Below are 20,480 nucleotides of genomic sequence, written 5' to 3' on the forward strand. Positions count from 1 at the left end.
CCAAGAAAGGCAATCATGGCGATCCCATCGATCCCCAAGAACCAACTCATCCCCAATGATCAGATTCCTCGGAGTGACCTTTTCGGTGGACTTCGGATCGTTCGGTATCAGGCTGATCCGGCAGCATGCGATGCCTTCAATCAGAACCGGTATGAGTTCCAGTGGGAGCAGGAGGAGCGACATGTCATTCCAGGGGCCACGCTTGCAGTTAAGGGGGCCCCTTCGAACTATCGGATCACAGCTATGATCCATCCGACCTTGAAGCAATTCATAGATATCGTGAAATATGACCCTTCTGCGCCCCCTATCGAGGACTATGAGGCTCTCGAGATGAAGGATGCGCACGATCAGACGCAGCAAGATTTCAAGGGGGCCAAGAAGGAGAACCTGGCAAACTTCAAGCAGTACAACGTCGAGGCGGTACGGGGTGACCGTATTGCCTACCTGCCACCTATTAGTGGGTGGCAATCAAGTGTCGTATTCGATGAAACGATCTTTGTGGCATTCGATGAGCCTAGCGACCTGGTCCTATATGGGCAGTTGTATCTGCCTAAGAGTCCGGTCATGCAATCGGATGGCCAGACGCAGACGGCGGCCTTGTTTCAGGCGGCTCAGACTGGGATTGCCATAAAGTCTGGCGCTCTCAAGCGATTCGGCGTCACAATGGAGATCGAACTCAATGTCACGTCCGAAAAGGCCGCGCAGAGCTTCGCCGACCGCAATGGGCGCGGGTCAAAGAAGAATAAAAACCTCGTGGCAGTCATGGACAGTTCTTCGGCGTTGGCAAAGCTTCGCGGTCAGTCCATTCAGGGAACCATTTTTGACAAGCGACTCGCTGACGGGCGGACGGTGGGCGCAACCGAAACTGCCACCAAGAACATCGTGGACTTGTCCACCATGGATCAAATGCTACTGAACGTCGTCTCGCGCGGAAGTAAGAAGCCCGAGCAGATCAAGCACTACCACGTCCAGCACCTGCTTCCCTTCTGTCGAGATTTCATCGAAATGCTAGAGGGGCAGTTCGGCAGTGCATGGCTAGACCCGACCCCCAAGGACAGTGAACCCTATCGCCGCATTTATGTTCACGGGTGGGCTTTCGCGCTAAAGGCGTTGGCGCTGGCGTATCACGACGTTCGGCGAAGTGAAATCCATCCATATGCCACGTCCATCGGGACGACGGGCATGGACGAGCACACTACGGCCGAGGAGGCCGAGGCGGCTTTCCTTAAGGCTGTTGCGGATGCACCTTCGGCAACGTCCGTCCTCAGTGTCGCTGAGTTCGAGGACAGGTTGGGGCAGATTGACTGGCTTCGTTACCGGAAGCACTGGATTGCGCTGACTGGCTACAAGTTGGATAGGTCGGGAAGTAAGAAGCGTCGCGAGATCAAGGACGGCGCCTCGAAGAAGGTCATCGTTGAAGGAAAGGCTGAAAATACAGCTGCCGCCATCAACAGTGTCGTGAGAAAGATCCTCTCAGACACTTGGACTGACCTCACGCACCATGAAGACGAGAAGTAGGCGCTCATGACGCCTCATTGAGTCGGCATCCTGCGGTGGTGGGGTCGAGACCGGCGCGCCAGCGCCGCAGCTCGGCCCCACCACCGCAGTCTTGAAGGGGTTCCAGAAGACGCACAGCTCGCGTCCGACCGTTGTGATGCCTTCGGTGGCGTTGCCCGGTGGCAACCCGGCTCGCTTGGCCGTCGCGTGCAACTCGCTGCGGTCGTAGACGTCCTCAACGACGTACGCGCCATCGGCAGGTACCGGCGCCATGTCGCGCGACTCATCAGCCCCGGAGAGCTGCAGGCGCTGCAGGAAGTGTTTGAGCGCAGGCGGCTCGCGCATCGTCCGGCACAGCACGTCGATGGCGGACGTGCGGAAGGACGGGTCGTCACGCATCAGGTCGTAGACGTCCGGATGCAGGCCTCCTCGCAAGTCACCCTTCTTGACGGCGTCACGTGGCCTGCCGGGGGGAAGGGGCTGCCCCTGCAGCTCCCACCACGACGTCGCACGAAGAGCTGCCCAGGGCAGAGCCGGATCCGGCTGCGTGCTTGCGACCGCGAAGGGACGCAGCAGGCTCTGCAGCTCCGGTGCCGCCGCCGAGTAGCTCTCGAGGCGCGGCAACGCTTTCACCGCGCGGCTGATCGCTCGCAGCAGGACGACCTGCTGGTATACGGCCGCCACCCCGGTCTGGCGGTCGACGCGGAGGTCGCGCAGCTCAGAGAGGAGTCTTGCTTGCTTCGAGTGCTCCGCGGCCATGATCCTTTTGTAGCTGAAAGCCACGACATCGATCCCCCCATGAGAGCAGCGCGGGCGGGGCGTCGACGGGCGTTGCCGTCAACCGTTGCCGTCAGAGGGAGTGCGGTACAAGATCACGCGACATCGTCGCAGGTCAGGAGGGTGGGCCCCCAGGGGATCGAACCCTGAACCCGCGGATTAAAAGTCCGCTGCTCTGCCGATTGAGCTAGAGGCCCCGGACCCGTGGGGGTCCGGGGCCATCATCGCAGACTGCCCCGTCGGGGCTCCACCGACCGAGGCGCCTCAGGAGTCGAGGTTGGCCATGACGTGCTTGACGCGGGTGTAGTCCTCGAAGCCGTACATGGACAGGTCCTTGCCGTAGCCGGACTGCTTGAAGCCGCCGTGGGGCATCTCGGCGACGAGGGGGATGTGGGTGTTGATCCAGACGCAGCCGAAGTCGAGGGCGGCGGAGACGCGCATGGCGCGGCCGAAGTCCTTGGTCCAGACGCTGGAGGCGAGGCCGTACTTGGTGCCGTTGGCCCAGCGGACCGCTTCGTCCTCGTCGGTGAAGCGCTGGACGGTGATGACGGGGCCGAAGATCTCCTCCTGGACGGCTTCGTCGTCCTGGCGCAGCCCGGACACGACGGTCGGCTCGTAGTAGAAGCCCGAGGCGAGCTGCCCCGCCGAGCGGGAGCCGCCGGCGCCGAGGACGGCGTGGTCGGGGAGGCGGTCGACGAAGCCGGAGACGTGGGCGAGCTGGTTGACGTTGTTCACGGGACCCAGGGCGGCGTCGTCGTCGTCGGGGAGGCCGACCTTGGTGGCGCGGGCCTGCTCGGAGAGGGCGGCGACGAAGTCGTCGTGCAGGCGGGGAGCGACGAGGACGCGGGTGGCGGCGGTGCAGTCCTGGCCGGCGTTGAAGTACCCGGCGCCGGCGATGGCTTCCGCCGCGGCGGCGACGTCGGCGTCGTCGAAGACGACGACGGGCGCCTTGCCGCCCAGTTCCAGGTGCACGCGCTTCACGTCCTTGGCCGCGGACCCCGCGACCTGCATCCCGGCGCGGATGGAGCCGGTGATGGCGACGAGCTGGGGGGTGGGGTGCTCCACCAGCGCCCGGCCCGTGCCGCGGTCGCCGCACACCACGTTCAGGACCCCGGGGGGCAGGACCTCGTTGGCGACCTGCGCGAGCAGCACCGTGGAGGCGGGGGTGGTGTCGGAGGGCTTGAGGACGATCGTGTTCCCGGCGGCGAGCGCGGGGCCGATCTTCCAGATCGCCATCATGAACGGGTAGTTCCACGGCGTGACCTGCCCGACGACCCCGATGGGTTCGCGGCGCACCCAGGAGGTGTGCCCGGCGAGGTACTCCCCCGCCGCGCGTCCCTCCAGGACGCGCGCGGCGCCGGCGAAGAAGCGGAGCTGGTCCACCGCGGGGGGCAGTTCCTCGCTGCGGGTCAAGCCGACGGGTTTGCCGGTGTTCTCCACCTCGGCGGCGATGAACTCCTCGGCGCGGTCCTCGACGGCGTCAGCGAGGTCGAGGAGGAACTTCTGCCGGTCCGCGGGGGTGGTGCGCCGCCAGGAGGTGAAGGCGTCGGAGGCGGCGGTGTAGGCGGCGTCGACGTCGGCGGCGGAGGACACGGGGGCGGTGGCGTAGACCTGGCCGGTGGCGGGGTTCACGACCTCGCTGGTGGCCCCGTCGGCCGCGTCCCGCGACGCACCGGCGATGACGTTCTGGAACTGCTTCACGGCGTGACTTCTCCTTCGAGCTCGACGGACGTGGTGCGGCCGCGGGCGATGGTCTCGCCCCGGAAGAACCCGGGGCGGGCCCGGTACTGGAACAGCATCACGACGACCCCCAGGGCCAGGACCCCCACCCCGAGCAGGAACACCAGCCCGATGCCGAAGAGCTGCGAACCCGACCCGTACTCGGGGTCGGTGGAGTCGACGGCGGTCTGCACGAAGAACACCAGCAGCAGGACGCCCCCGACCAGGGGCGCGAGGCAGCGGGACAGGAACGTCTTGACGTCCCCGCCCCAGCTGCCGCGGAAGTACCAGACGCAGGCGAGCGCGGTGATGCCGTAGTAGAAGCAGATCATCATGCCGAGGGCGGAGATGGTGTCCCACAGCACGTCCTCGGACACGACGCGCATGCCGGCGTAGAAGGCGGAGGCGATGACGCCGGCCACGACGGTGGCGTACCCCGGCGACTGGAACCGGCGGCTGACCTTCGCGTACCGCGGCGGGAGCGCCCCGTAGTGGCCCATGGCGAGCATGGTGCGGGTCGGGGAGATGAACGTCGACTGCAGCGACGCGGCGGAGGAGGCGAGCACCGACAGCGACATGAGGACGGCGACGGGTCCCATGACCGGGCCGGCGAGGGCCACGAAGATGTTCTCCTGGATGTCGGCGTTGCCCAGGCCGAGGCCGGTGTCGCCGGTGCCGGAGTAGGACAGGACGGCGAGCGCGATCGTCAGGTAGAGGACGACGATGGCGACGATGGTCCCCACGGCCGCCTTCCCGGGGGTGGTGCGGGCCCCGGAGGTCTCCTCGTTCATGGTGAGGACGACGTCCCAGCCCCAGTAGATGAACACGGACAGGGAGATGCCGGCGGCGAAGGCGGAGAAGGACTCCACCCCGAGGGGGTTGAACCACTGCGGGTCGACGGCCAGGCCGGCGGGGGCGCTGCCGTCGGCGGTGTGGACGAACGCGGCGATCGCGAACCACAGCAGCACGACGACCTGGAAGGCGACGAGGACGTACTGGACGACCTTGGTGGCCTCCATGCCGCGGTAGGAGATCCAGCAGGCCAGGGCCATGAACACCAGGCACGTCGTGACGTTGACGACGACGTTCGTGGTGAGGTCGGCGATGGATTCGCGGCCGGTGAGCTGGGAGAGCATGAGGTAGAAGAAGTCGACGGCGACGCCGGCGAGGTTGGAGAGGACGAGGACGGTCGCGGCCAGCAGGCCCCAGCCGCCCATCCACCCGATCCAGGGCCCGAAGGCGCGCGAGCTCCAGGTGAACGTCGTGCCCGCGTCGGGCATGGCGCTGTTGAGGGCGCGGTAGCCCAGCGCGACGAGCAGCATGGGCACGAACCCGACGAGGAAGATGGCGGGCAGGTGCTCCCCCACCTCCGAGGCCGTGGGGCCGAGGGCGCCGGTGAGGGTGTAGGCGGGGGCGATGGTGGAGATGCCGATGACGATGGAGCCGAGCAGGCCGATCTGCCCCCGGGCGAGCCCCTTGGACTCCCGGGCCTGCTGCTCGGGCGCGGCGGTCACGACAGGCCCCGCGGCACGACGACGACGGGGACGGGCACGTGCCGCAGCATGCGGGCCGCGGTCGGCCCGAGGAACGTCTGCCGGCCCTGGGCGAGTCGTGACGACCCGAGGAGCAGCAGGCCCTCGGGGGCCCAGTCGATGGAGTCCACTGCCTCTGCCATGGTGCGTCCTCGTCCCATCTCCACGGTGACCTCCGCTGCACGGGAGCGGGTCCGGACGTCCTCGACGAGGGCGTCGATGAGCCGGCGCACCTCGGCGACGGCGTCGCCGTCCACTCCCGCGTGCTCGTCGAGCTCGACGAGGCTGACGACGTGCAGGGGCAGACCGGTCCGGGCCGCCGCCTCCCACGCTTCCTCCAGCACGGCCGGCGCACCCGGGCGGGCGCCGACCGCGACGTACAGCTGATCGATCCGGGCCGGTGGTTCGCGCCGGGGCACCAGCACCACGGGCAGCGGTGCGGAGTGCAGCAGGGTGCGCGCGACCGGGCCGACCCCGAAGGGGATCGCTCCCCCGCCGGCCCCGACGACGACGGCGGCGGCGTCGAGCTCCGCGGCCGCGTCGAGGAGGCCCTCGGGCACGGACCCCGCGGTGCGGACGTGGGTCCGGACCGCGACGTCGCCGGGCAGGGCCGCGACGGCTTCGTCGAGCCAGCCCCGGGCCTGCTCGGCGATGACGCCGGTGACGTCGCCGACGGGCGGGTAGGGGCCGCCGAAGGGGTCGTCGGTGCGCACGACGACCACGACGTCGAGCTCGACGCCGAGGGAGCGGGCGAGGACGGCGCCCCAGCTGAGGGCGTCCCGCCCGCGGTCGCCGCCGTCGAAGGCGACGACGTAGCCGCCGCTCACGCCGTGGCCCGGGTGAGGGCTCCGGCGACGTCGGCGGCGGCGTCGCGGCCGGAGCGGAGGGCTCCGTCGACGTGCTGGTAGCCCTCGGCGGCGAGGTCGGAGCAGGCCCAGTGGATGGGGCCGACGGGGGTGCGCTGGTCGGCGCCGTAGCGGGCGAGCCCGCCGAGGTCGAAGCTGGCGGCGTAGGCGCCGCGGGTCCACTCCTCGCTGGCCCAGTCGGACTCGTAGTAGACGTCCGGTTCGAGGGCGCGCTCGCCGAGGAACGCGGCGATGGAGGCGAGGACGCGCGCCTTGCGCTCCTCGGCGGGCAGGGCGAACACGGCGTCGGCCTTCTCGTCGGAGACGAAGGCGACGAGGGTGCCGCGGTCGTCGCCGTGGAAGGTGTTGTCGTAGACCTCCTGCACCAGCGTGGAGGTGCCGAACCCGGTGCCGGACAGCCCGTCCTCGCGCCAGAACGGCGTGGGGTAGACGGCGTGGACCTTGATGACCAGGCCCATGGAGAGGTGCTGGTGCATCTGGTGCTGGCGGCGCGGCAGGGGCGGGTCGTAGCTGATGCGGGAGAACAGCGGCGGCGGGACGGCGACGACGACGCGGCGGGCGCGGACGGTGACGCGGTCGGACTCGACGACCACGCCCTCCTCGCCGCCGTCGCCGAGGCGGCGGATCGTGCGGACCGGGGTCGACAGGTGGACCCGGTCGCCGAGGTCGGCGGCGAGGCGCTCGGAGACGGACTGCATGCCGCCGACGACGCGGCGGTCGAGGATGAAGCACTCGTCGGTGAGGTTGGTGAACGACCCCGCCGAGGCGGCCATCAGCACGGCCTGCAGGGTGGAGAACGCGTGGGGGGGTTTCGTCAGCATGGCGCCGGCGATGAAGAGGGCGATGGTCGTGCACGCCTCCTCGTCGTCGGACTGCTGCCGCAGCCAGTGGTGGAAGGAGATCGTGTCGAGCTCCAGGGCGCGCGGGTGGGCCCAGGGCTCGCGGGCGCCGACGGAGGCCACGAGGTCGTCCATGAGCTCGGTGAGCCGGTGGATCTCCTTGGCCGTGGAGTCGGCGACGGGGAAGGTGTCGCCGCGGTAGCGGGTGCGGGTGCCGTCGGGGGCGATGTGGACGGAGTCGCCCTCGCGGTAGCGCTGGTACGTCTGCATCCCGAGCTCGTCGAGCAGGCCGAGGAGCTCGGTCTGGTCGGGCGAGATCCACTGGCCGCCGATCTCCAGGGGGACGCCGTCGTGCTCCTCGGTGTGGGTGCGGCCGCCCACGCGGTCGCGCGCTTCGAGGACGACGACGTCGTGGCCGGCGCGGGTGAGGTGGCGGGCGGTGTTGAGCCCCGCGGGTCCGGCCCCCACCACCACGACGTCTGCGGTCAGTTCGGTTCTTGCGGAGTGCACGGGACCTCCCGGGTCGTCGTCGGCCGAGCCACCACCTAAAGTGATTGGGCTTCATTAATGGCCCGTGCGCAGGTGCTGTCAAGGGTCCGGGAGGGATTCGCGTGCGTCAGGATGAACCGGTGGCCCCCAGCCGGCAACCGTCACGGCCCGCCCCCCGCCGCCCGCGGGGCCGGCCCAGCAACCCGCTGCTCACCGTGGACGGCATCACCGCCGCCGCGGTGCGCCTCCTGGAGGAACGCGGCCAGGACGGGCTGACGATGGCCGCGCTGGCCCGGCGCCTCGACGTCGCCCCCTCCGCGCTCTACAACCACGTCGCGGACAAGCAGGACGTCCTGCGCGCGGTCCAGGACCACGTGAACGCGGGGATCGACTGCTCCGCGTTCGGCGTCCTGCCCTGGGACGAGGCGCTCGCCGCGTGGGCGCGCTCCTACCGCGACGCCTACGCCCGCCACCCGGCGCTGGTGCCGGTCATGGCGGTGACCCCGGTGCGCAGCGCCCCGCACACCGTGGCCATGTACGAGCGGGTCAGCGCGGGCCTCACCGCCGCGGGCTGGCCCGGGCACCTGGTGACCAACGTCGTCGTCGCCGTGGAGTCCTTCGTGCTCGGCTCGGCGCTGGACACCCAGGCGCCCGAGGACATCTTCGACCCCGGTGACCTCGCCGCGGCCGCGCCCGCCTTCGACGCCGCCAACCGCGCCCGCCCCGGCGGGGACACCGCGCTGGCGGCGTTCGAGGTGGGGCTGCAGGCGCTGCTGACCGGGCTCCGCGTCCTGCGGGCACCCGGTAGCGTGCCCGGCGAGGAGAGGAGGACGCCGTGAAGGCTGTGACCGTCCACGCCCCCGGGGACCTGCGCGTCGAGGAGGTCGACGCACCGGAACCCGCCCCCGGCGAGGTGCTCGTCCGGATCGTCTACGGCGGCATCTGCGGCTCGGACCTGCACTACGCCGCCGACGGCCGCAACGGGGCCTACGTCGTCACCGAACCCCTGGTGCTCGGGCACGAGGTCGTCGGGGTCGTCGAGCGCGCCGGCCCGGACACCCCCGCGGCCCCGCCCGCGGGCACCCGGGTCGCCGTCCACCCCGCGACCCCCTGCGCCCCCGCCGGCGCCGCGGCCCCCACCGGGTTGCACCTGCGCCCGGGCGGGACGTACCTCGGCAGCGCCTCCACCCACCCGCACACCCAGGGCGGGTTCACCGGTCTGCTCGCCGTCGGGGTGGAGCGGCTGCGGGAACTGCCCGCCGCCCTGCCGCTGCGGCGCGCGGTCCTCGCCGAACCCCTCGCGGTGGCCCTGCACGCGGTCGGGCGGCTGGAGGGGCGCGTCGCCGGGGCGCGGGTCCTGGTCAGCGGCGCCGGGCCCATCGGGGTGCTGGCCGTGGCCGCGCTGAAGCGGGCGGGCGCGGCGCACGTCACCGCCGCCGACCTCCAGGAACTGCCGCTGCGGGTCGCCACGGCCGTCGGCGCCGACGAGGTCGTCGACCTCTCGCGCGGCGGGTCGCTGCCCGAGGCCGGGTTCGACGTCGTCGTGGAGGCGGCCGGGGTCGTCCCGTCGCTGCTGGCGGCGATCCGCGCGGTGCGCCCGGGGGGTTCGATCCTGCAGCTCGGCATCCTGCCCGCCGGTCCGCAGCCCGTCCCGGTCGGTGAGCTGCTGTCCAAGGAGGTCGCGCTGTTCGGGACCCAGCGCTTCGACACCGAGCTGGACGCCGCCGTGGAACTGCTCGCCGCCGACGACTCCCTCGACGCCGTCGTCACCGACGTGTTCGGGATCGAGGACGCCGCCGCGGCCTTCGCCCGGGCCCGGGACTCCGCGAACTCCTCCAAGACCGTCCTGCGGATCACCCCGGACCCCGACGACGCCTGATCCCCCTCGGCCCCCGCCCCGCGTCAGAGGAAGTACAACCGGTTCAGCGACGTGGACTCCGCGGGGGCCGAGCTCACGGGTTCCCCGTCGACGGTGACCAGGCCGGCGGGGTCGACGCGCACCGCGGCGAGGCGGGAGTTGCGCAGCATCGCCGCCGGCCCGATGCCCCGCGTCCCCCGGACCCCGACCCGGCGGCGCCGGGTCGTCATGGCGTCGTTGCCGTCGGCGGCCGCGGCCTGCGAGGTGAACGCGACCGACAGGTCCGCCGCCGTCGCGCCGTGGGCGCCGAACTGCGGGCCGAGCACCAGCGGCTGCCCGCGGTCGATCGCCGCGTTCGGGTCACCCGTGACGCCCCAGGCGGGGAAACCCGCCTTGAGGACGAGTTCGGGTTTCGCCCCGAAGAACTCCGGCGCCCACAGCACCACGTCGGCCAGCTTCCCCACCTCCAGGGTCCCGACCTCGTGGATCAGGCCGTGGGCGATGGCGGGGTTCGCGGTGAGCTTGGCGACGTAGCGCAGGGCGCGGTCGTTGTCGTGCCGCGGGTGCTCCGCCCCCCGTTCGGCCTTCATCTTGCCCGCCATGGCGAACGTGCGGCGGACGGTCTCCCCCGCCCGCCCCATGCCCTGCGCGTCGGAGGAGGTGATGGGGATGACGCCCAGGTCGTGCAGGACGTCCTCGGCCCCCATCGTCCCGGCCCGGATCCGGTCGCGGGCCAGCGCCGCGTCCCCGGGCAGGTCCTCCTTGAGCCCGTGCACCGACATGATCATGTGGTAGTGCTCGGCGACGGCGTCCCGCCCGAAGGGCAGGGTCGGGTTCGTGGAGGAACCGATGACGTTGGCCTCCCCGGCCAGGCGCAGGACGTTCGGGACGTGCCCGCCCCCGCAGCCCTCGATGTGGAAGGCGTGGATGGTGCGCCCCTCCAGCACGGCGAGGGTGTCCTCGACGGAGAGGGACTCGTTGATGCCGTCGGTGTGCAGGGCGACCTGGACGTCGTGCTCCTCGGCGACGCGCAGGGCGGTGTCGAGGGCGCGGGCGTGGGCGCCCATGTCCTCGTGGACCTTGAAACCGCAGGCGCCACCCTCGACGAGGGCCTCCACCGACGACCCGGGGTCGGAGGCCGAACCCCGGCCGAGGAAACCGATGTTCACCGGCCACGCGTCGAAGGCGTTGAAGGCGTGGCGCAGCGCCCACGGGGAGTTCACCCCGACCCCCCAGACGGGCCCGAACTCCTGGCCGATGATCGTGGTGACGCCGGAGGCCAGCGAGGCCTCCATGACGCGCGGGGACAGCAGGTGGACGTGGGTGTCGATCGCGCCGGCCGTCGCGATGAGGCCCTCCCCGGAGACGATGGTCGTCCCCGTCCCGACGACGACGTCGACGCCGTCGAGGGTGTCGGGGTTCCCGGCGCGGCCGATCCCGCTGATCCGGCCCTCGCGGATGCCGATGGACACCTTGCGGATCCCGAGCACCGCGTCGAGGACGACGACGTTGGAGACGACGACGTCGCACGTCTCGGACACCCGGGCGGCCTTGAGGTGCAGGCCGTCGCGGGCGGTCTTGGCGAACCCGGCGAGGAACTCCTCGCCGGGTTCCTGGGCGTCGTGCTCGACCTCCACGACGAGGCCGGTGTCGCCGAGGCGGATGCGGTCCCCCGCCCGGGGTCCGTAGGCGCGGGCGTAGTCGGTGCCGCCGAGACGGGCCATCAGTTCCCCTCCCGGGAGTCGAGGTACCCGCAGGCGCGGGCCCGTTCCAGCGCGGCCTCGCGCGCGCCGGGCGCGTCCAGCGGCCCGTCCACGAGCCCGGCGAAGCCGATGGCGACGCGCGCGCCGCCGATGGGGGTGAGGTCGACCTCGCGGGTCTGGCCGGGGTCGAAGCGGACCGTGTCGCCGGCGTCGACCGCGGCGCGGCGGCCGTAGGCGGCGGCGCGGTCGAAGCGCAGCCGCGGGTTGACCTCGAAGAAGTGGAAGTGGGAACTGACGCTGACCGGGACCGTCGCGGTGTTGGTGACGGCGAGGGTCACGACGTCGGCGAACTCCACGGGGGCCGCGGGCCCGGGCAGGACCGCCCCCGGGGCCTCCTCCCCCAGCGTCGCGCCGGCGAAGGGGTCGGGGACGACGACGAGGCGGGTCCCGTCGTCGAAGACGGCCTCGACGTCGACCTGGGTCACGACGTCGGGGACCCCCGGCAGCACGTCCTCGGCGCCGAGGACGGCGCGCCCGGCGGCCATGGCCTCGGCCAGCCGGCCCCCGTCGCGGGCGACCTCGCAGACCGTGTCGGCGATGAGGGCGGTGGCCTCGGGGACGTTGAGCCGCAGACCGCGCGCGCGCCGGGCCCGGGCGAGCTCGGCGGCGGTGAAGATCAGCAGGCGGTCCCGCTCGGTCGGCGTCAGGCGCATGGGCGCACGATAACCGACACCGCTTCGGTTACGGTGGTCCCGCGACGGCCGACCGACGGAGGAACCGATGCCCACGCAGCGCATGCCCGCCGAGTGGGAACCCCACCAGCGCACCTGGATGGCGTTCCCCACCCCCAACCCCACGTTCGGGGAGGCCGGCGGCCCCGACCTCACCCGGGCCCGCGCCGCGTGGAGCACCGTCGCGAACACCGTGGCCCGGTACGAACCCGTGACCGTCCTCGTCTCCCCCGCCGACCGCACCGCGGCGCGGGAGGCCCTCGACCCGCGGATCGAGGTCGTGGAGGTGCCCCTCGACGACGCCTGGCTGCGCGACTCCGGGCCGACGTTCGTGCGCGGCGCGCAGGGCCCGGTCGCCGTGGACTGGACGTTCAACGGCTGGGGAGCGCAGTCGTGGTCGCGCTGGGAGGACGACGCGCGGGTGGCCCGCTTCGTCGCCGGGCGCACCGGCACCCCGGTCAGCTCCTCCCCCCTCACCCAGGAGGGCGGCGGTTTCCACGTCGACGGCGCCGGCACCGTCCTGCTCACCGACACCGTGCAGCTGGACCCCGGCCGCAACCCCGGCTGGACCCGGGAGCAGGTCGAGGCGGAGGTCCACGCCCAGCTCGGGACGACGACCGCGATCTGGCTGCCGCGCGGGCTGACCGCCGACTACGGCGAGTTCGGCACCCGCGGCCACGTCGACATCGTCGCCGCGTTCACCCCCTCCGGCGCCGTCCTCGTCCACACCCAGCCCGACCCCGGTCACCCCGACCACGCCGTGACGCAGGAGGTCACCGAGGTCCTGCGGGGCGCGCGCGACGCCCGCGGGGAACGGCTGGAGGTCGTGGAGCTCCTCGCCCCGGAACGGCACGAGGTCGACGGGGAGCTCGTCGACCACTCCTACGTCAACCACTACGTCGCGAACTCCGTCGTCGTCCTCTGCGCCTTCGACGACCCCCGCGACGCGCGGGCGCGGGCGGTGCTGGCCGCGGCCTACCCGGACCGCGCCGTCGTGCCCGTGGACGCCCGCGACGTCTTCGCCTTCGGCGGCGGCATCCACTGCATCACCCAGCAGCAACCCGCCTGAGACCCGAGGACGCCCCGTGGCCCGACCCACCACCCCCCTGCTGGCCCGCGAGCAGGTCCTGCGCGCCGCCCTGGCGCAGATCGACGCCACCGGTTCCCTCGCGCTGCCACGGCTGGCCCGGGACCTCGGGGTCGGCACCTCCTCGCTGTACCACCACTTCCGGGGCGGGCGCGAGGAGGTCGTCGAGGGCATCCGGGGGCTGCTCTCGACCGACGCGATGCCGACGCAGCGCCTGCCGGGCGAGGACTGGCGGGCGTTCACCCGGCGGTGGGCCACCGACTACCGCACCGCCTACGCCGCCCACCCCGCCGCGGTCCCGCTGCTGACCGCCCAGACCGTCAGCCACCCCGCGACCCTCGCCTCCTACGAGGTCCTCGCCGACGTCCTGCACGAGGCGGGGTTCGGCGACGAGGACCTCCTGCACGCCGTCACCGTCCTCGACTGCTTCGTGCTGGGGTCCGCGCTGGACGCCGGCGCCCCGGTGGAGGTGTGGGCCGACACCGGCGCCCCGGGCTCGACGCTCTCGCGCGCCATCGCCGCGACCCGCGCCCAGCCCGGCGACCGCTCGCGCCGGTCCTTCGAGCTGGGGCTGGAGGGCCTGCTGCGCGGCCTGGCGGACCTGCTGGGCTGAGGCGCCGGGCCCGGTCAGGCGCGGGGGTCGCCCGGGGTCTCCCCCGTGACCACGACCCGGGTGGCGACCTCGCGCAACCGGACGTTGGTCTCCTGGGAGGACCGGCTGAGCAGCTGGAACGCCCGGTCCGCGGAGATCTTGTAGCGCTCCATGAGGATGCCCTGGGCCTGGCCGATGACCGTCCGGCCCTCCATGCCCACCCGCAGGCCCTCCAGCTGGCGCGCGGCGGACAGCGCGAGGGCGACCTGGCCGGCGAGCACCTCCGCCTGCTCCCGCGCGGCCGCGTCGAAGACCCCCGGGCGGGTCGCGTACACGTTGATCGAGCCGAGCTGCTCGCGCTGGGTGTGCAGCCGGCACGAGAAGCTGGAGCGCAACCCCGTCCGCTCGGCCACCAGCGGCGCCCAGCGGGGGTAGCGCTCCACCCCGTCCCGGGCCACGTCCTCCACGAGCACGACCTCCTGCTCGCGGATCGCGTCCACGCAGGGCCCCTCGTCGCTGTCGTACTGCAGCTGGTCGGCGAGGGAGGCCCACTCGTGGGTGCTCGCCGGCGTCACGACCTGGTGGCGCCGGGAGAGCAGGGAGATGCTCACGCTGTGGGCGTCGGGGAGGTGGGAGGCGGTGAGGTCCACGCTGCGCTGCAGGGTGTCCCGCAGGTCCGGCTCGACCAGCAGGCCGCGGGCGACGGCGGCCAGGCGGGGAGCGGGGTGGGAGGGAGACGACATGGGGGTGGTACCTCGAGGACGAGCGGGGATCGCGCCCGGATGTTCGAGCGGGTGCAGCGTCTCACACCCGCCGCGGTGACCGCGCCCGCCGCGCCCCAGCGCCACCGCGGTCCCCGGCACCGCCGCGGCGCCCGCCCGGGCAGGATCGGTGCCGTGACCGCACAAGGCTTCCTGCTCCTGCTCGAACTCGTCGGGGTCTTCGCCTTCGCCCTCGACGGGGCGCTGACCGCGATGCGCGCCGCGCACCTGGACCTCTTCGGCGTCGTGACGCTGGGGATCGTCACGGCCGTCGGCGGGGGGATCCTGCGCGACGTGCTGCTCGGGGAACTGCCCCCGGCCACGTTCAGCACCTGGTACTACCTGGCGACGGCGACCGTCGGGGCGCTGACCGCGTTCTGGGGGCACCGGCTGGTGTCGCGGATGTCGCGGCCCATCCTCGTCTTCGACACCATCGGGCTCTCGCTGTTCGCGGTGAGCGGGGCCCAGCTCGCCGTGCACGCGGGAGTCGGTGCGGGGCAGGCGATCCTGCTCGGCGGCCTCACCGCCGTCGGGGGCGGGACGCTGCGCGACGTGCTCGTCCGCCGGGTGCCGACCATCCTCACCGGCGGGCTGTACGCCGTCCCCGCCCTGGCCGGGGCGGCGGTGGCCGTCACCGGCCCGCTGCTCGGCCTCGAGGCCGGGGTGGCGGCGTTCGCCGGCGGTGCGGTGTGCGCGGGCCTGCGGGTGGGCGGGGTGCTGCGCGGCTGGCGGGCCCCGAGCGCCCCCCGCTCCGCCCGCGAGGGCCTCGACGGCTGAGGGGCGGGCCCGGGGCCGGGCCGGGCGGGACCGGCGCGGCTAGGCCGCCGACCCCGTGGCCGCCTCCGGGTGCAGCAGCCCCTCCCCCACCGCCAGCGCGAGGGCCAGGGTCCGGTAGCCGACGCCGTCGAAGAGGACGGTCACCCGGTCCGCCTCGTAGTGCATGACCTGACCCGCGCCCCACCGCTCGTGCACGACGGTGGAGCCCACCGGGAACGGCACCCGCCCCGCCGAGCGCTCCCCGGCGCTCCCGGCCCGGCAGGTGTCGCAGCTGCCGCAGGGTTCGGTCCGCTCCTCGCCGAAGTAACCCAGCAGGAACTGCCGGCGGCAGGCCGCGGTCTCGCAGTAGGCCCGCATCATCTCCAGCCGGGAACGTTCCACGCTGCGCTGCTGCTCCGACACCTCGACCGCCGCCCGCGCGGCCCGCGCCGCGGGCGGGGCGTCCTCGGGCACCACGAGGCGCCCGGTCCCGTCCTCGGCCAGCGCCCCGACCTCCTGCAGGAGGTTCACCGACCCGGCGAGGCGGGAGGCCGTCACCCCCAGGTCGCGGCGCAGCTCGCCGGCGTCGACGGCCCCGCCGTGGGCCCGCACCGCCGCCACGGTCTCCCGCAGCGGTTCGACCTTGGCGACCCCGGCGCTGAAGAACGTCCGCAGCCCGAGGTCCTCGGGGCGGTAGAACAGCGTGGCCACGGCCGTCCCGCCGTCGCGGGCGGCGCGCCCGATCTCCTGGTAGTAGCTGTCCGGGGAGTCCGGGACCGCGGCGTGGACGACGGCGCGGACGTCGGGCTTGTCGATGCCCATGCCGAAGGCGTTGGTGGCGACCACGACGTCGAGGGCCCCGTCGAGGAACGCGTGCTGGACGCGGTCGCGGTCGGCGCGGGCGCGACCGGCGTGGTAGTGGTCCGCCTCCCGGCCGGCCGCGCGGAGCTGCGCGGCGATCTCCTCCGCGTCGTGCCGCTTCGCCACGTAGACGAGCACCGCGCCCTCGACCTCCAGCACGGCGTCGAGGACGCCGCGGCGCTGGGTCCCGGCGTCGGCGCAGCGCACCACCCGCAGGTCGATCTCGGGCCGGTCGAAACCCTCGACGAGGACGAGGGGGTCCTGCAGGTCCAGCTGCTCCACGACCTCGTGACGCACCTGCGGGCTGGCCGTCGCGGTGAGGGCCACCACCTGCGGGCGGCCCAGGCGTTCGCGCGCCGCCCCCAGCCGCAGGTAGAGGGGCCGGAAGTCGTGACCCCAGGAACTCACGCAGTGCGCCTCGTCGACGACCAGCATCCCCGGCCGCAGCCGGGCGAGCTCGTCCACGACCTCGTCGCGGGCGAGCTGCTCCGGGGCCAGGAACACGAACTTCACGGTGCCCGCGCGCAACTCCTCCCGGGCCTGCTGCCACTCCGCCGCCGGCAGGGCGGAGTTCAGCATCACCGCCCCGCCCCGGCGGGCGTCCTCGCGGATGCCGTCCACCTGGTCGCGCTGCAGCGCGATGAGCGGGGACACCACGACGACCGGCTGCTCCTGCAGCACGGCGGGGACCTGGTAGACCGCCGACTTCCCCGAACCCGTCGGCATGACGGCCAGGACGTCGCGCCCGGCGCGGACGGCGTCCATGGCCTCCTCCTGTCCGGGCCGCAACTCCTCGAAACCGAACGCCGCCTGCGCGGTGGCGCGCACCTCGTCGCTCACGGTGGCCCCGGCCCCCTCAGGGGGTCGGCATCCCGCCGTTGACGTCGAGGACCGCCCCCACGACGTAGCTGGACTCCGCGGAGGCCAGGAACACGTAGGCCGGGGCCATCTCCACGGGCTGCCCGGCGCGGCCCAGCGGCGTGGACTGCCCGAACTCCGGCATCGCGTCGTCGGGCTGACCGCCGGCGACCTGCAGCGGCGTCCACACCGGGCCCGGGGCCACGACGTTGACGCGGATGCCCTTGGGGGCCAACTGCTGCGCCAGCGCCTGCGACATGGCGATGATCCCGGCCTTGGTGGTGGCGTAGTCCACCAGGTTGGGCGAGGGCTGGTACCCCTGGATCGAGGCCGTGTTGACGATCGTCGAACCCGGCGGCAGGTGCGGGACGGCCTCCTGCACGATCCAGAACAACGAGTTCAGGTTCGTGCGCATCGTCTCCTCGAACTGCCCCGAGGTGAGGTCGGTGATCTCCTCGACGTGCTGCTGCTTGCCGGCGACGTTGGCGACGAGGTCGATGCCGCCGAGTTCGCGCACCGTCGTCGCGACCAGGCTGCGGGCGAACGCCTCGTCGGTCAGGTCACCCGGGGCGAGCACCGCCTTGCGGCCGGCCTCCTCGACGAGCCGCGCGACCTCCTCGGCGTCGGACTGCTCCGCGGGCAGGTAGTTCAGGACCACGTCGGCCCCCTCGCGGGCGTAGGCGATCGCGGCCGCCCGGCCGATGCCGGAGTCCGCGCCGGTCACCAGCGCCCGGCGGCCGGTCAGGCGGCCGGTGCCGCGGTACGTGGACTCGCCGTGGTCCGGCGCCGGGGACAGCTCCCCGGCCAGACCCGGCCCGTCCTGCGGCTGGGGTTCGAAACCCTCCTGGTGGTACCGGGTGACGGGGTTGCTGAAGGTGTACTGGTCGCTCACCCGTTCACCGTAAGCAGGCTCCGGCGCGTCCGCGCGGCGATCCCGGGGGAGGATGGCTCACGTGACCCAGCAGTCCCGCCAGCTCCTCGACGTCACCCGCATCTACTACGAACCCGCGGCCGCCGAGCTCCCCCGGGGGCGGCAGGTGCTGGAGCGCTGGCCCGACGCCACCCTCGTGCCGGTGGAGAGCCACTGGCGCATCCCCGAGCTGCACGGCGACGAGACCAACGTCGACCGCTGGGTGCGCATCAAGCGGGAGGCGCTCGTCCTGGGGATCAAGAAGTCCCTCACCGCGAAGCCCAACGGCCGGTCCGCGGACTTCATCGCCCCCTCCACCGCCAACGGCTGCGCCATGGCCTGCGCCTACTGCTACGTCCCGCGGCGCAAGGGCTACAGCAACCCGATCACGGTGTTCACGAACATCGAGCAGATCACCGGGTACCTGGAACGCCACGTCCACCGGCAGGGGGTCAAGCCCGAACCCAACCAGTGCGACCCGGCCAGCTGGGTCTACGACCTCGGGGAGAACAGCGACTGCTCGGTGGACGCGGAGGTCTCCGACAACGTCGACGACCTCATCGCGCTGTTCCGCGGGCTGCCGACGGCCAAGGCGTCGTTCGCGACCAAGCACGTCAACCGGCGCCTGCTGACCCTGGACCCGCAGGGCCGCACCCGCGTCCGGTTCTCCCTCATGCCCGCCCGGGTCGCGAAGCTGCTGGACGTCCGGACCTCGCCGGTGCCCGAGCGGCTGGGCGCCCTCGACGACTTCGTGGCCGCCGGGTACGAGGTGCACGTCAACCTCTCCCCCGTCGTGGTGCACGAGGACTGGCTGCCGGTGTGGGCGGCGCTGCTCGACGAGCTCGGCGACGCGACGAACGACGCGACCAAGGCGCAGCTGCAGGCCGAGGTCATCTTCCTCACCCACGAGGAGAACCTGCACCGGGTGAACCTCGGGTGGCACCCCAAGGCCGAGGACCTGCTGTGGCGGCCGGCCATGCAGGAGACCAAGCGGTCCCAGAACGGCGGCGTCAACGTCCGCTACCGCACGGGCGACAAGGGCCGCTACGTCCAGCAGCTGCTCGCGCTGATCGAGGAGCGCGCCCCCTACCTCCGGGTGCGCTACGCCTTCTGAGGGGTCAACCTCGGAGCATGGACGAGGAGAAGGACGTGGAGCAGCGCTTCAGCGACGCCGTCAACATGACGCCGAAGGAGCTGGAGGAGTGGCTGGCCACCGACGAGTCGCAGTCCGTCGGCGTCGGCGAGGGCGAGTCCGTCGGGCACCACTCCGGCCGGCGCATCGTGGAGATCCTGCGGACGCGGAAGGCCGACCGCACCGACGAGGACCACGAGCACATGCGGAAGGTCGCCGGCTACGTGGCCCGGCACTCGAAGCAGCGCCCGGACGGCGACGTCACCGGCACCCGGTGGCGGTACTCGCTGATGAACTGGGGCCACGACCCCCTGAAGGACTGACCGCCTTTCGAGATGCGCTCGGCCGGACGGGTGGGCAGGGTGATCCCAGGCACCCGGAGACCCCGGGTGCAGGCATGGAAACGCGATCACGGCGGCGCCCCGCGCGCCGCGGGAGGAGCACCGCATGAGCAGTGTCATCGAGACCATCGACGTGTCTGTCCCCGTCCGCACGGTCTACAACCAGTGGACGCAGTTCGAGTCCTTCCCCGAGTTCATGGGCGGGGTGGAGCAGATCGTCCAGACCGACGCCACCCACACCCACTGGAAGACCAAGATCGGCGGGGTCGAGCGCGAGTTCGACGCCGAGATCACCGAGCAGCACCCCGACGAGCGGGTCGCCTGGAAGAGCGTCGACGGCAAGGGCCACGCCGGTGTCGTGACCTTCCACCGCCTCGGCGACACCGAGACCCGGGTCACCGTCCAGCTGGACTGGGAGCCCGAGGGCCTCGTCGAGAAGGCCGGCGCCGCGGTCGGCGCCGACGACCGCCAGATCAAGGCGGACCTGAAGAAGTTCAAGGCGTTCATCGAGTCCCGCGGCGCGGAGACCGGCGCCTGGCGCGGGGACGTCGACCCCGCCAAGTAAGTCCTCCTGCTCGCGCGAACGGCCCGCCACCCCTCGGGGTGGCGGGCCGTTCGCGTGGGCGGGGGACGCGCGGCGGGTGGGTGGGGACGAGGGGCGCAGGACCGGCCGGCTCGTCCCCCGCGTCCCGCGGGAGCCTCCGCTCCGGGTCCGGCCGGGGACGCACGACGGCCCGGCGGGAGGATCCCGCCGGGCCGTTCACGCGCCCCTGCCGGGGCGGTGTTTCCTTCAGTCGGTCACGTCGGTGACCACGTCCACGTCGGCGACCTCGGTGCGCAGCTCGGCGTGGACGACGTCCTGCCCCTGCACGCTGGTGACGCCGATCCGGACGAGCTCGACGGGCTCGACGCGCAGGGAGACCTCGGGGACCTCTTCCCGCAGGACGACGACGAGTTCGCCGTCACCCGCGGGCGCGGCGACCTCGTCGAGGTCCCCGACCGGCTCCCGGGTGATGACCAGCTCCTCGCGGCGCACCTGGACCTCGAGGGTCCGGGTGCTGGTCACCACGCGCTTGGAGATCCGCACGCGCTCCCGGGGGACCCGGACGGTGGAGACCGTCAGCGTCTCCGCCGACAGCACCACCTCCGCCTCGGGTCCCCCGTGACGGTC

General features: G+C 72.5%; 20 protein-coding genes and 1 tRNA gene. 9 read left to right on the forward strand and 12 right to left on the reverse strand.

Going from position 1 to position 20,480, the window contains the following annotated elements; genetic code table 11:
- Window positions 1-15 precede the first annotated feature (15 nt).
- Window positions 16-1,518 carry a hypothetical protein gene (locus tag KRAD_RS06895; protein ID WP_012084821.1) on the forward strand — a complete coding sequence of 501 codons (1,503 nt, stop codon included), beginning with the start codon at window positions 16-18 and terminating at the stop codon, window positions 1,516-1,518.
- Here KRAD_RS06895 and KRAD_RS06900 read toward each other — a convergent pair.
- From KRAD_RS06900 to KRAD_RS06925, 6 genes are all read right to left on the reverse strand, one after another.
- A complete protein-coding gene (locus tag KRAD_RS06900) occupies window positions 1,474-2,280 on the reverse strand; it encodes a phosphorothioated DNA-binding restriction endonuclease family protein (protein ID WP_012084822.1) in 807 nt (268 codons plus the stop codon). The two genes, KRAD_RS06895 and KRAD_RS06900, sit on opposite strands and share 45 nt — an antisense overlap.
- Window positions 2,281-2,398: 118 nt before the next feature.
- A tRNA-Lys gene (locus KRAD_RS06905) sits at window positions 2,399-2,471 on the reverse strand.
- A 67-nt stretch (window positions 2,472-2,538) separates the two neighbouring features.
- Window positions 2,539-3,975: a gamma-aminobutyraldehyde dehydrogenase gene (locus KRAD_RS06910; RefSeq protein WP_012084823.1), complete on the reverse strand. Its 1,437-nt coding sequence runs from the start codon at window positions 3,973-3,975 to the stop codon at window positions 2,539-2,541.
- On the reverse strand, window positions 3,972-5,507 hold the full coding sequence (locus KRAD_RS06915; RefSeq protein ID WP_012084824.1) for an APC family permease: 1,536 nt from the start codon (window positions 5,505-5,507) through the stop codon (window positions 3,972-3,974). Before KRAD_RS06915 ends, KRAD_RS06910 begins: the two co-directional genes overlap by 4 nt.
- Complete coding sequence (locus tag KRAD_RS06920) at window positions 5,504-6,352, reverse strand: universal stress protein (RefSeq protein WP_012084825.1); 849 nt, start codon at window positions 6,350-6,352, stop codon at window positions 5,504-5,506. Before KRAD_RS06920 ends, KRAD_RS06915 begins: the two co-directional genes overlap by 4 nt.
- Complete coding sequence (locus KRAD_RS06925) at window positions 6,349-7,740, reverse strand: flavin monoamine oxidase family protein (RefSeq protein WP_012084826.1); 1,392 nt, start codon at window positions 7,738-7,740, stop codon at window positions 6,349-6,351. Before KRAD_RS06925 ends, KRAD_RS06920 begins: the two co-directional genes overlap by 4 nt.
- A gap of 119 nt (window positions 7,741-7,859) precedes the next feature.
- Between KRAD_RS06925 and KRAD_RS06930 the strand changes: the two genes are divergently transcribed.
- Together KRAD_RS06930 and KRAD_RS06935 are read left to right on the forward strand one after the other, a co-directional pair.
- The gene (locus KRAD_RS06930) at window positions 7,860-8,558 is read left to right on the forward strand and encodes a TetR/AcrR family transcriptional regulator (RefSeq protein ID WP_157873518.1); all 699 of its coding nucleotides are present in this window, start codon (window positions 7,860-7,862) and stop codon (window positions 8,556-8,558) included.
- Complete coding sequence (locus KRAD_RS06935; protein WP_012084828.1) at window positions 8,555-9,598, forward strand: L-idonate 5-dehydrogenase; 1,044 nt, start codon at window positions 8,555-8,557, stop codon at window positions 9,596-9,598. The genes KRAD_RS06930 and KRAD_RS06935 overlap by 4 nt, the downstream gene beginning before the upstream one ends.
- A gap of 23 nt (window positions 9,599-9,621) precedes the next feature.
- Here the strand turns inward: KRAD_RS06935 and KRAD_RS06940 are convergent, their stop codons facing one another.
- The gene (locus KRAD_RS06940) at window positions 9,622-11,301 is read right to left on the reverse strand and encodes an urease subunit alpha (RefSeq protein WP_012084829.1); all 1,680 of its coding nucleotides are present in this window, start codon (window positions 11,299-11,301) and stop codon (window positions 9,622-9,624) included.
- Window positions 11,301-11,993: an urease subunit gamma gene (gene ureA / locus KRAD_RS06945; protein WP_012084830.1), complete on the reverse strand. Its 693-nt coding sequence runs from the start codon at window positions 11,991-11,993 to the stop codon at window positions 11,301-11,303. Before ureA ends, KRAD_RS06940 begins: the two co-directional genes overlap by 1 nt.
- A gap of 67 nt (window positions 11,994-12,060) precedes the next feature.
- Between ureA and KRAD_RS06950 the strand changes: the two genes are divergently transcribed.
- On the forward strand, window positions 12,061-13,080 hold the full coding sequence (locus KRAD_RS06950; RefSeq protein ID WP_012084831.1) for an agmatine deiminase family protein: 1,020 nt from the start codon (window positions 12,061-12,063) through the stop codon (window positions 13,078-13,080).
- Window positions 13,081-13,096: 16 nt separating this feature from the next.
- Window positions 13,097-13,711, forward strand: coding sequence for a TetR/AcrR family transcriptional regulator (locus KRAD_RS06955; RefSeq protein WP_012084832.1), 615 nt, complete (start codon window positions 13,097-13,099; stop codon window positions 13,709-13,711).
- Between the two features lie 14 nt (window positions 13,712-13,725).
- Here the strand turns inward: KRAD_RS06955 and KRAD_RS06960 are convergent, their stop codons facing one another.
- Window positions 13,726-14,433, reverse strand: coding sequence for a GAF and ANTAR domain-containing protein (locus KRAD_RS06960; protein ID WP_012084833.1), 708 nt, complete (start codon window positions 14,431-14,433; stop codon window positions 13,726-13,728).
- A 153-nt stretch (window positions 14,434-14,586) separates the two neighbouring features.
- On the opposite strand from KRAD_RS06960, the gene KRAD_RS06965 reads away from it, so the two are divergent.
- Window positions 14,587-15,228 carry a trimeric intracellular cation channel family protein gene (locus KRAD_RS06965; protein ID WP_041292817.1) on the forward strand — a complete coding sequence of 214 codons (642 nt, stop codon included), beginning with the start codon at window positions 14,587-14,589 and terminating at the stop codon, window positions 15,226-15,228.
- Between the two features lie 39 nt (window positions 15,229-15,267).
- On the opposite strand, the gene KRAD_RS06970 is transcribed toward KRAD_RS06965, so the two are convergent.
- Complete coding sequence (locus tag KRAD_RS06970; protein ID WP_012084835.1) at window positions 15,268-16,908, reverse strand: RecQ family ATP-dependent DNA helicase; 1,641 nt, start codon at window positions 16,906-16,908, stop codon at window positions 15,268-15,270.
- A gap of 16 nt (window positions 16,909-16,924) precedes the next feature.
- Window positions 16,925-17,818 carry an SDR family oxidoreductase gene (locus tag KRAD_RS06975; protein ID WP_012084836.1) on the reverse strand — a complete coding sequence of 298 codons (894 nt, stop codon included), beginning with the start codon at window positions 17,816-17,818 and terminating at the stop codon, window positions 16,925-16,927.
- A gap of 52 nt (window positions 17,819-17,870) precedes the next feature.
- Here KRAD_RS06975 and KRAD_RS06980 point away from each other — a divergent pair, with 52 nt between their 5' ends.
- The 3 genes from KRAD_RS06980 (at window position 17,871) to KRAD_RS06990 (ending at window position 19,874) form a co-directional block, all read left to right on the forward strand.
- Window positions 17,871-18,950, forward strand: a complete 1,080-nt coding sequence (locus tag KRAD_RS06980) for a spore photoproduct lyase family protein (protein WP_012084837.1) — start codon at window positions 17,871-17,873, stop codon at window positions 18,948-18,950.
- 17 nt (window positions 18,951-18,967) lie between these two features.
- Complete coding sequence (locus tag KRAD_RS06985; protein ID WP_012084838.1) at window positions 18,968-19,291, forward strand: DUF3140 domain-containing protein; 324 nt, start codon at window positions 18,968-18,970, stop codon at window positions 19,289-19,291.
- A gap of 124 nt (window positions 19,292-19,415) precedes the next feature.
- Window positions 19,416-19,874 carry an SRPBCC family protein gene (locus KRAD_RS06990; RefSeq protein WP_012084839.1) on the forward strand — a complete coding sequence of 153 codons (459 nt, stop codon included), beginning with the start codon at window positions 19,416-19,418 and terminating at the stop codon, window positions 19,872-19,874.
- 225 nt (window positions 19,875-20,099) lie between these two features.
- Here KRAD_RS06990 and KRAD_RS06995 read toward each other — a convergent pair whose 3' ends face one another.
- Window positions 20,100-20,450 (reverse strand): DUF2382 domain-containing protein, encoded by a 351-nt coding sequence (locus KRAD_RS06995; protein WP_157873520.1) that lies wholly within the window; start codon window positions 20,448-20,450, stop codon window positions 20,100-20,102.
- Window positions 20,451-20,480 lie beyond the last annotated feature (30 nt).

Origin of the sequence: Kineococcus radiotolerans SRS30216 = ATCC BAA-149 (genome assembly GCF_000017305.1) — a bacterium.
Lineage (GTDB): Bacteria > Actinomycetota > Actinomycetes > Actinomycetales > Kineococcaceae > Kineococcus > Kineococcus radiotolerans.

What these genes read in the sequence shown, in the direction of transcription:
- KRAD_RS06990 (WP_012084839.1), top strand. Translation starts at nt 19,416, where the DNA reads ATGAGCAGTGTCATCGAGACCATCGACGTGTCTGTCCCCGTCCGCACG.
- KRAD_RS06960 (WP_012084833.1), bottom strand. Translation starts at nt 14,433, where the DNA reads ATGTCGTCTCCCTCCCACCCCGCTCCCCGCCTGGCCGCCGTCGCCCGC.
- KRAD_RS06940 (WP_012084829.1), bottom strand. Translation starts at nt 11,301, where the DNA reads ATGGCCCGTCTCGGCGGCACCGACTACGCCCGCGCCTACGGACCCCGG.
- KRAD_RS06980 (WP_012084837.1), top strand. Translation starts at nt 17,871, where the DNA reads ATGGCTCACGTGACCCAGCAGTCCCGCCAGCTCCTCGACGTCACCCGC.
- KRAD_RS06950 (WP_012084831.1), top strand. Translation starts at nt 12,061, where the DNA reads ATGCCCACGCAGCGCATGCCCGCCGAGTGGGAACCCCACCAGCGCACC.
- KRAD_RS06985 (WP_012084838.1), top strand. Translation starts at nt 18,968, where the DNA reads ATGGACGAGGAGAAGGACGTGGAGCAGCGCTTCAGCGACGCCGTCAAC.
- KRAD_RS06895 (WP_012084821.1), top strand. Translation starts at nt 16, where the DNA reads ATGGCGATCCCATCGATCCCCAAGAACCAACTCATCCCCAATGATCAG.
- ureA (WP_012084830.1), bottom strand. Translation starts at nt 11,993, where the DNA reads ATGCGCCTGACGCCGACCGAGCGGGACCGCCTGCTGATCTTCACCGCC.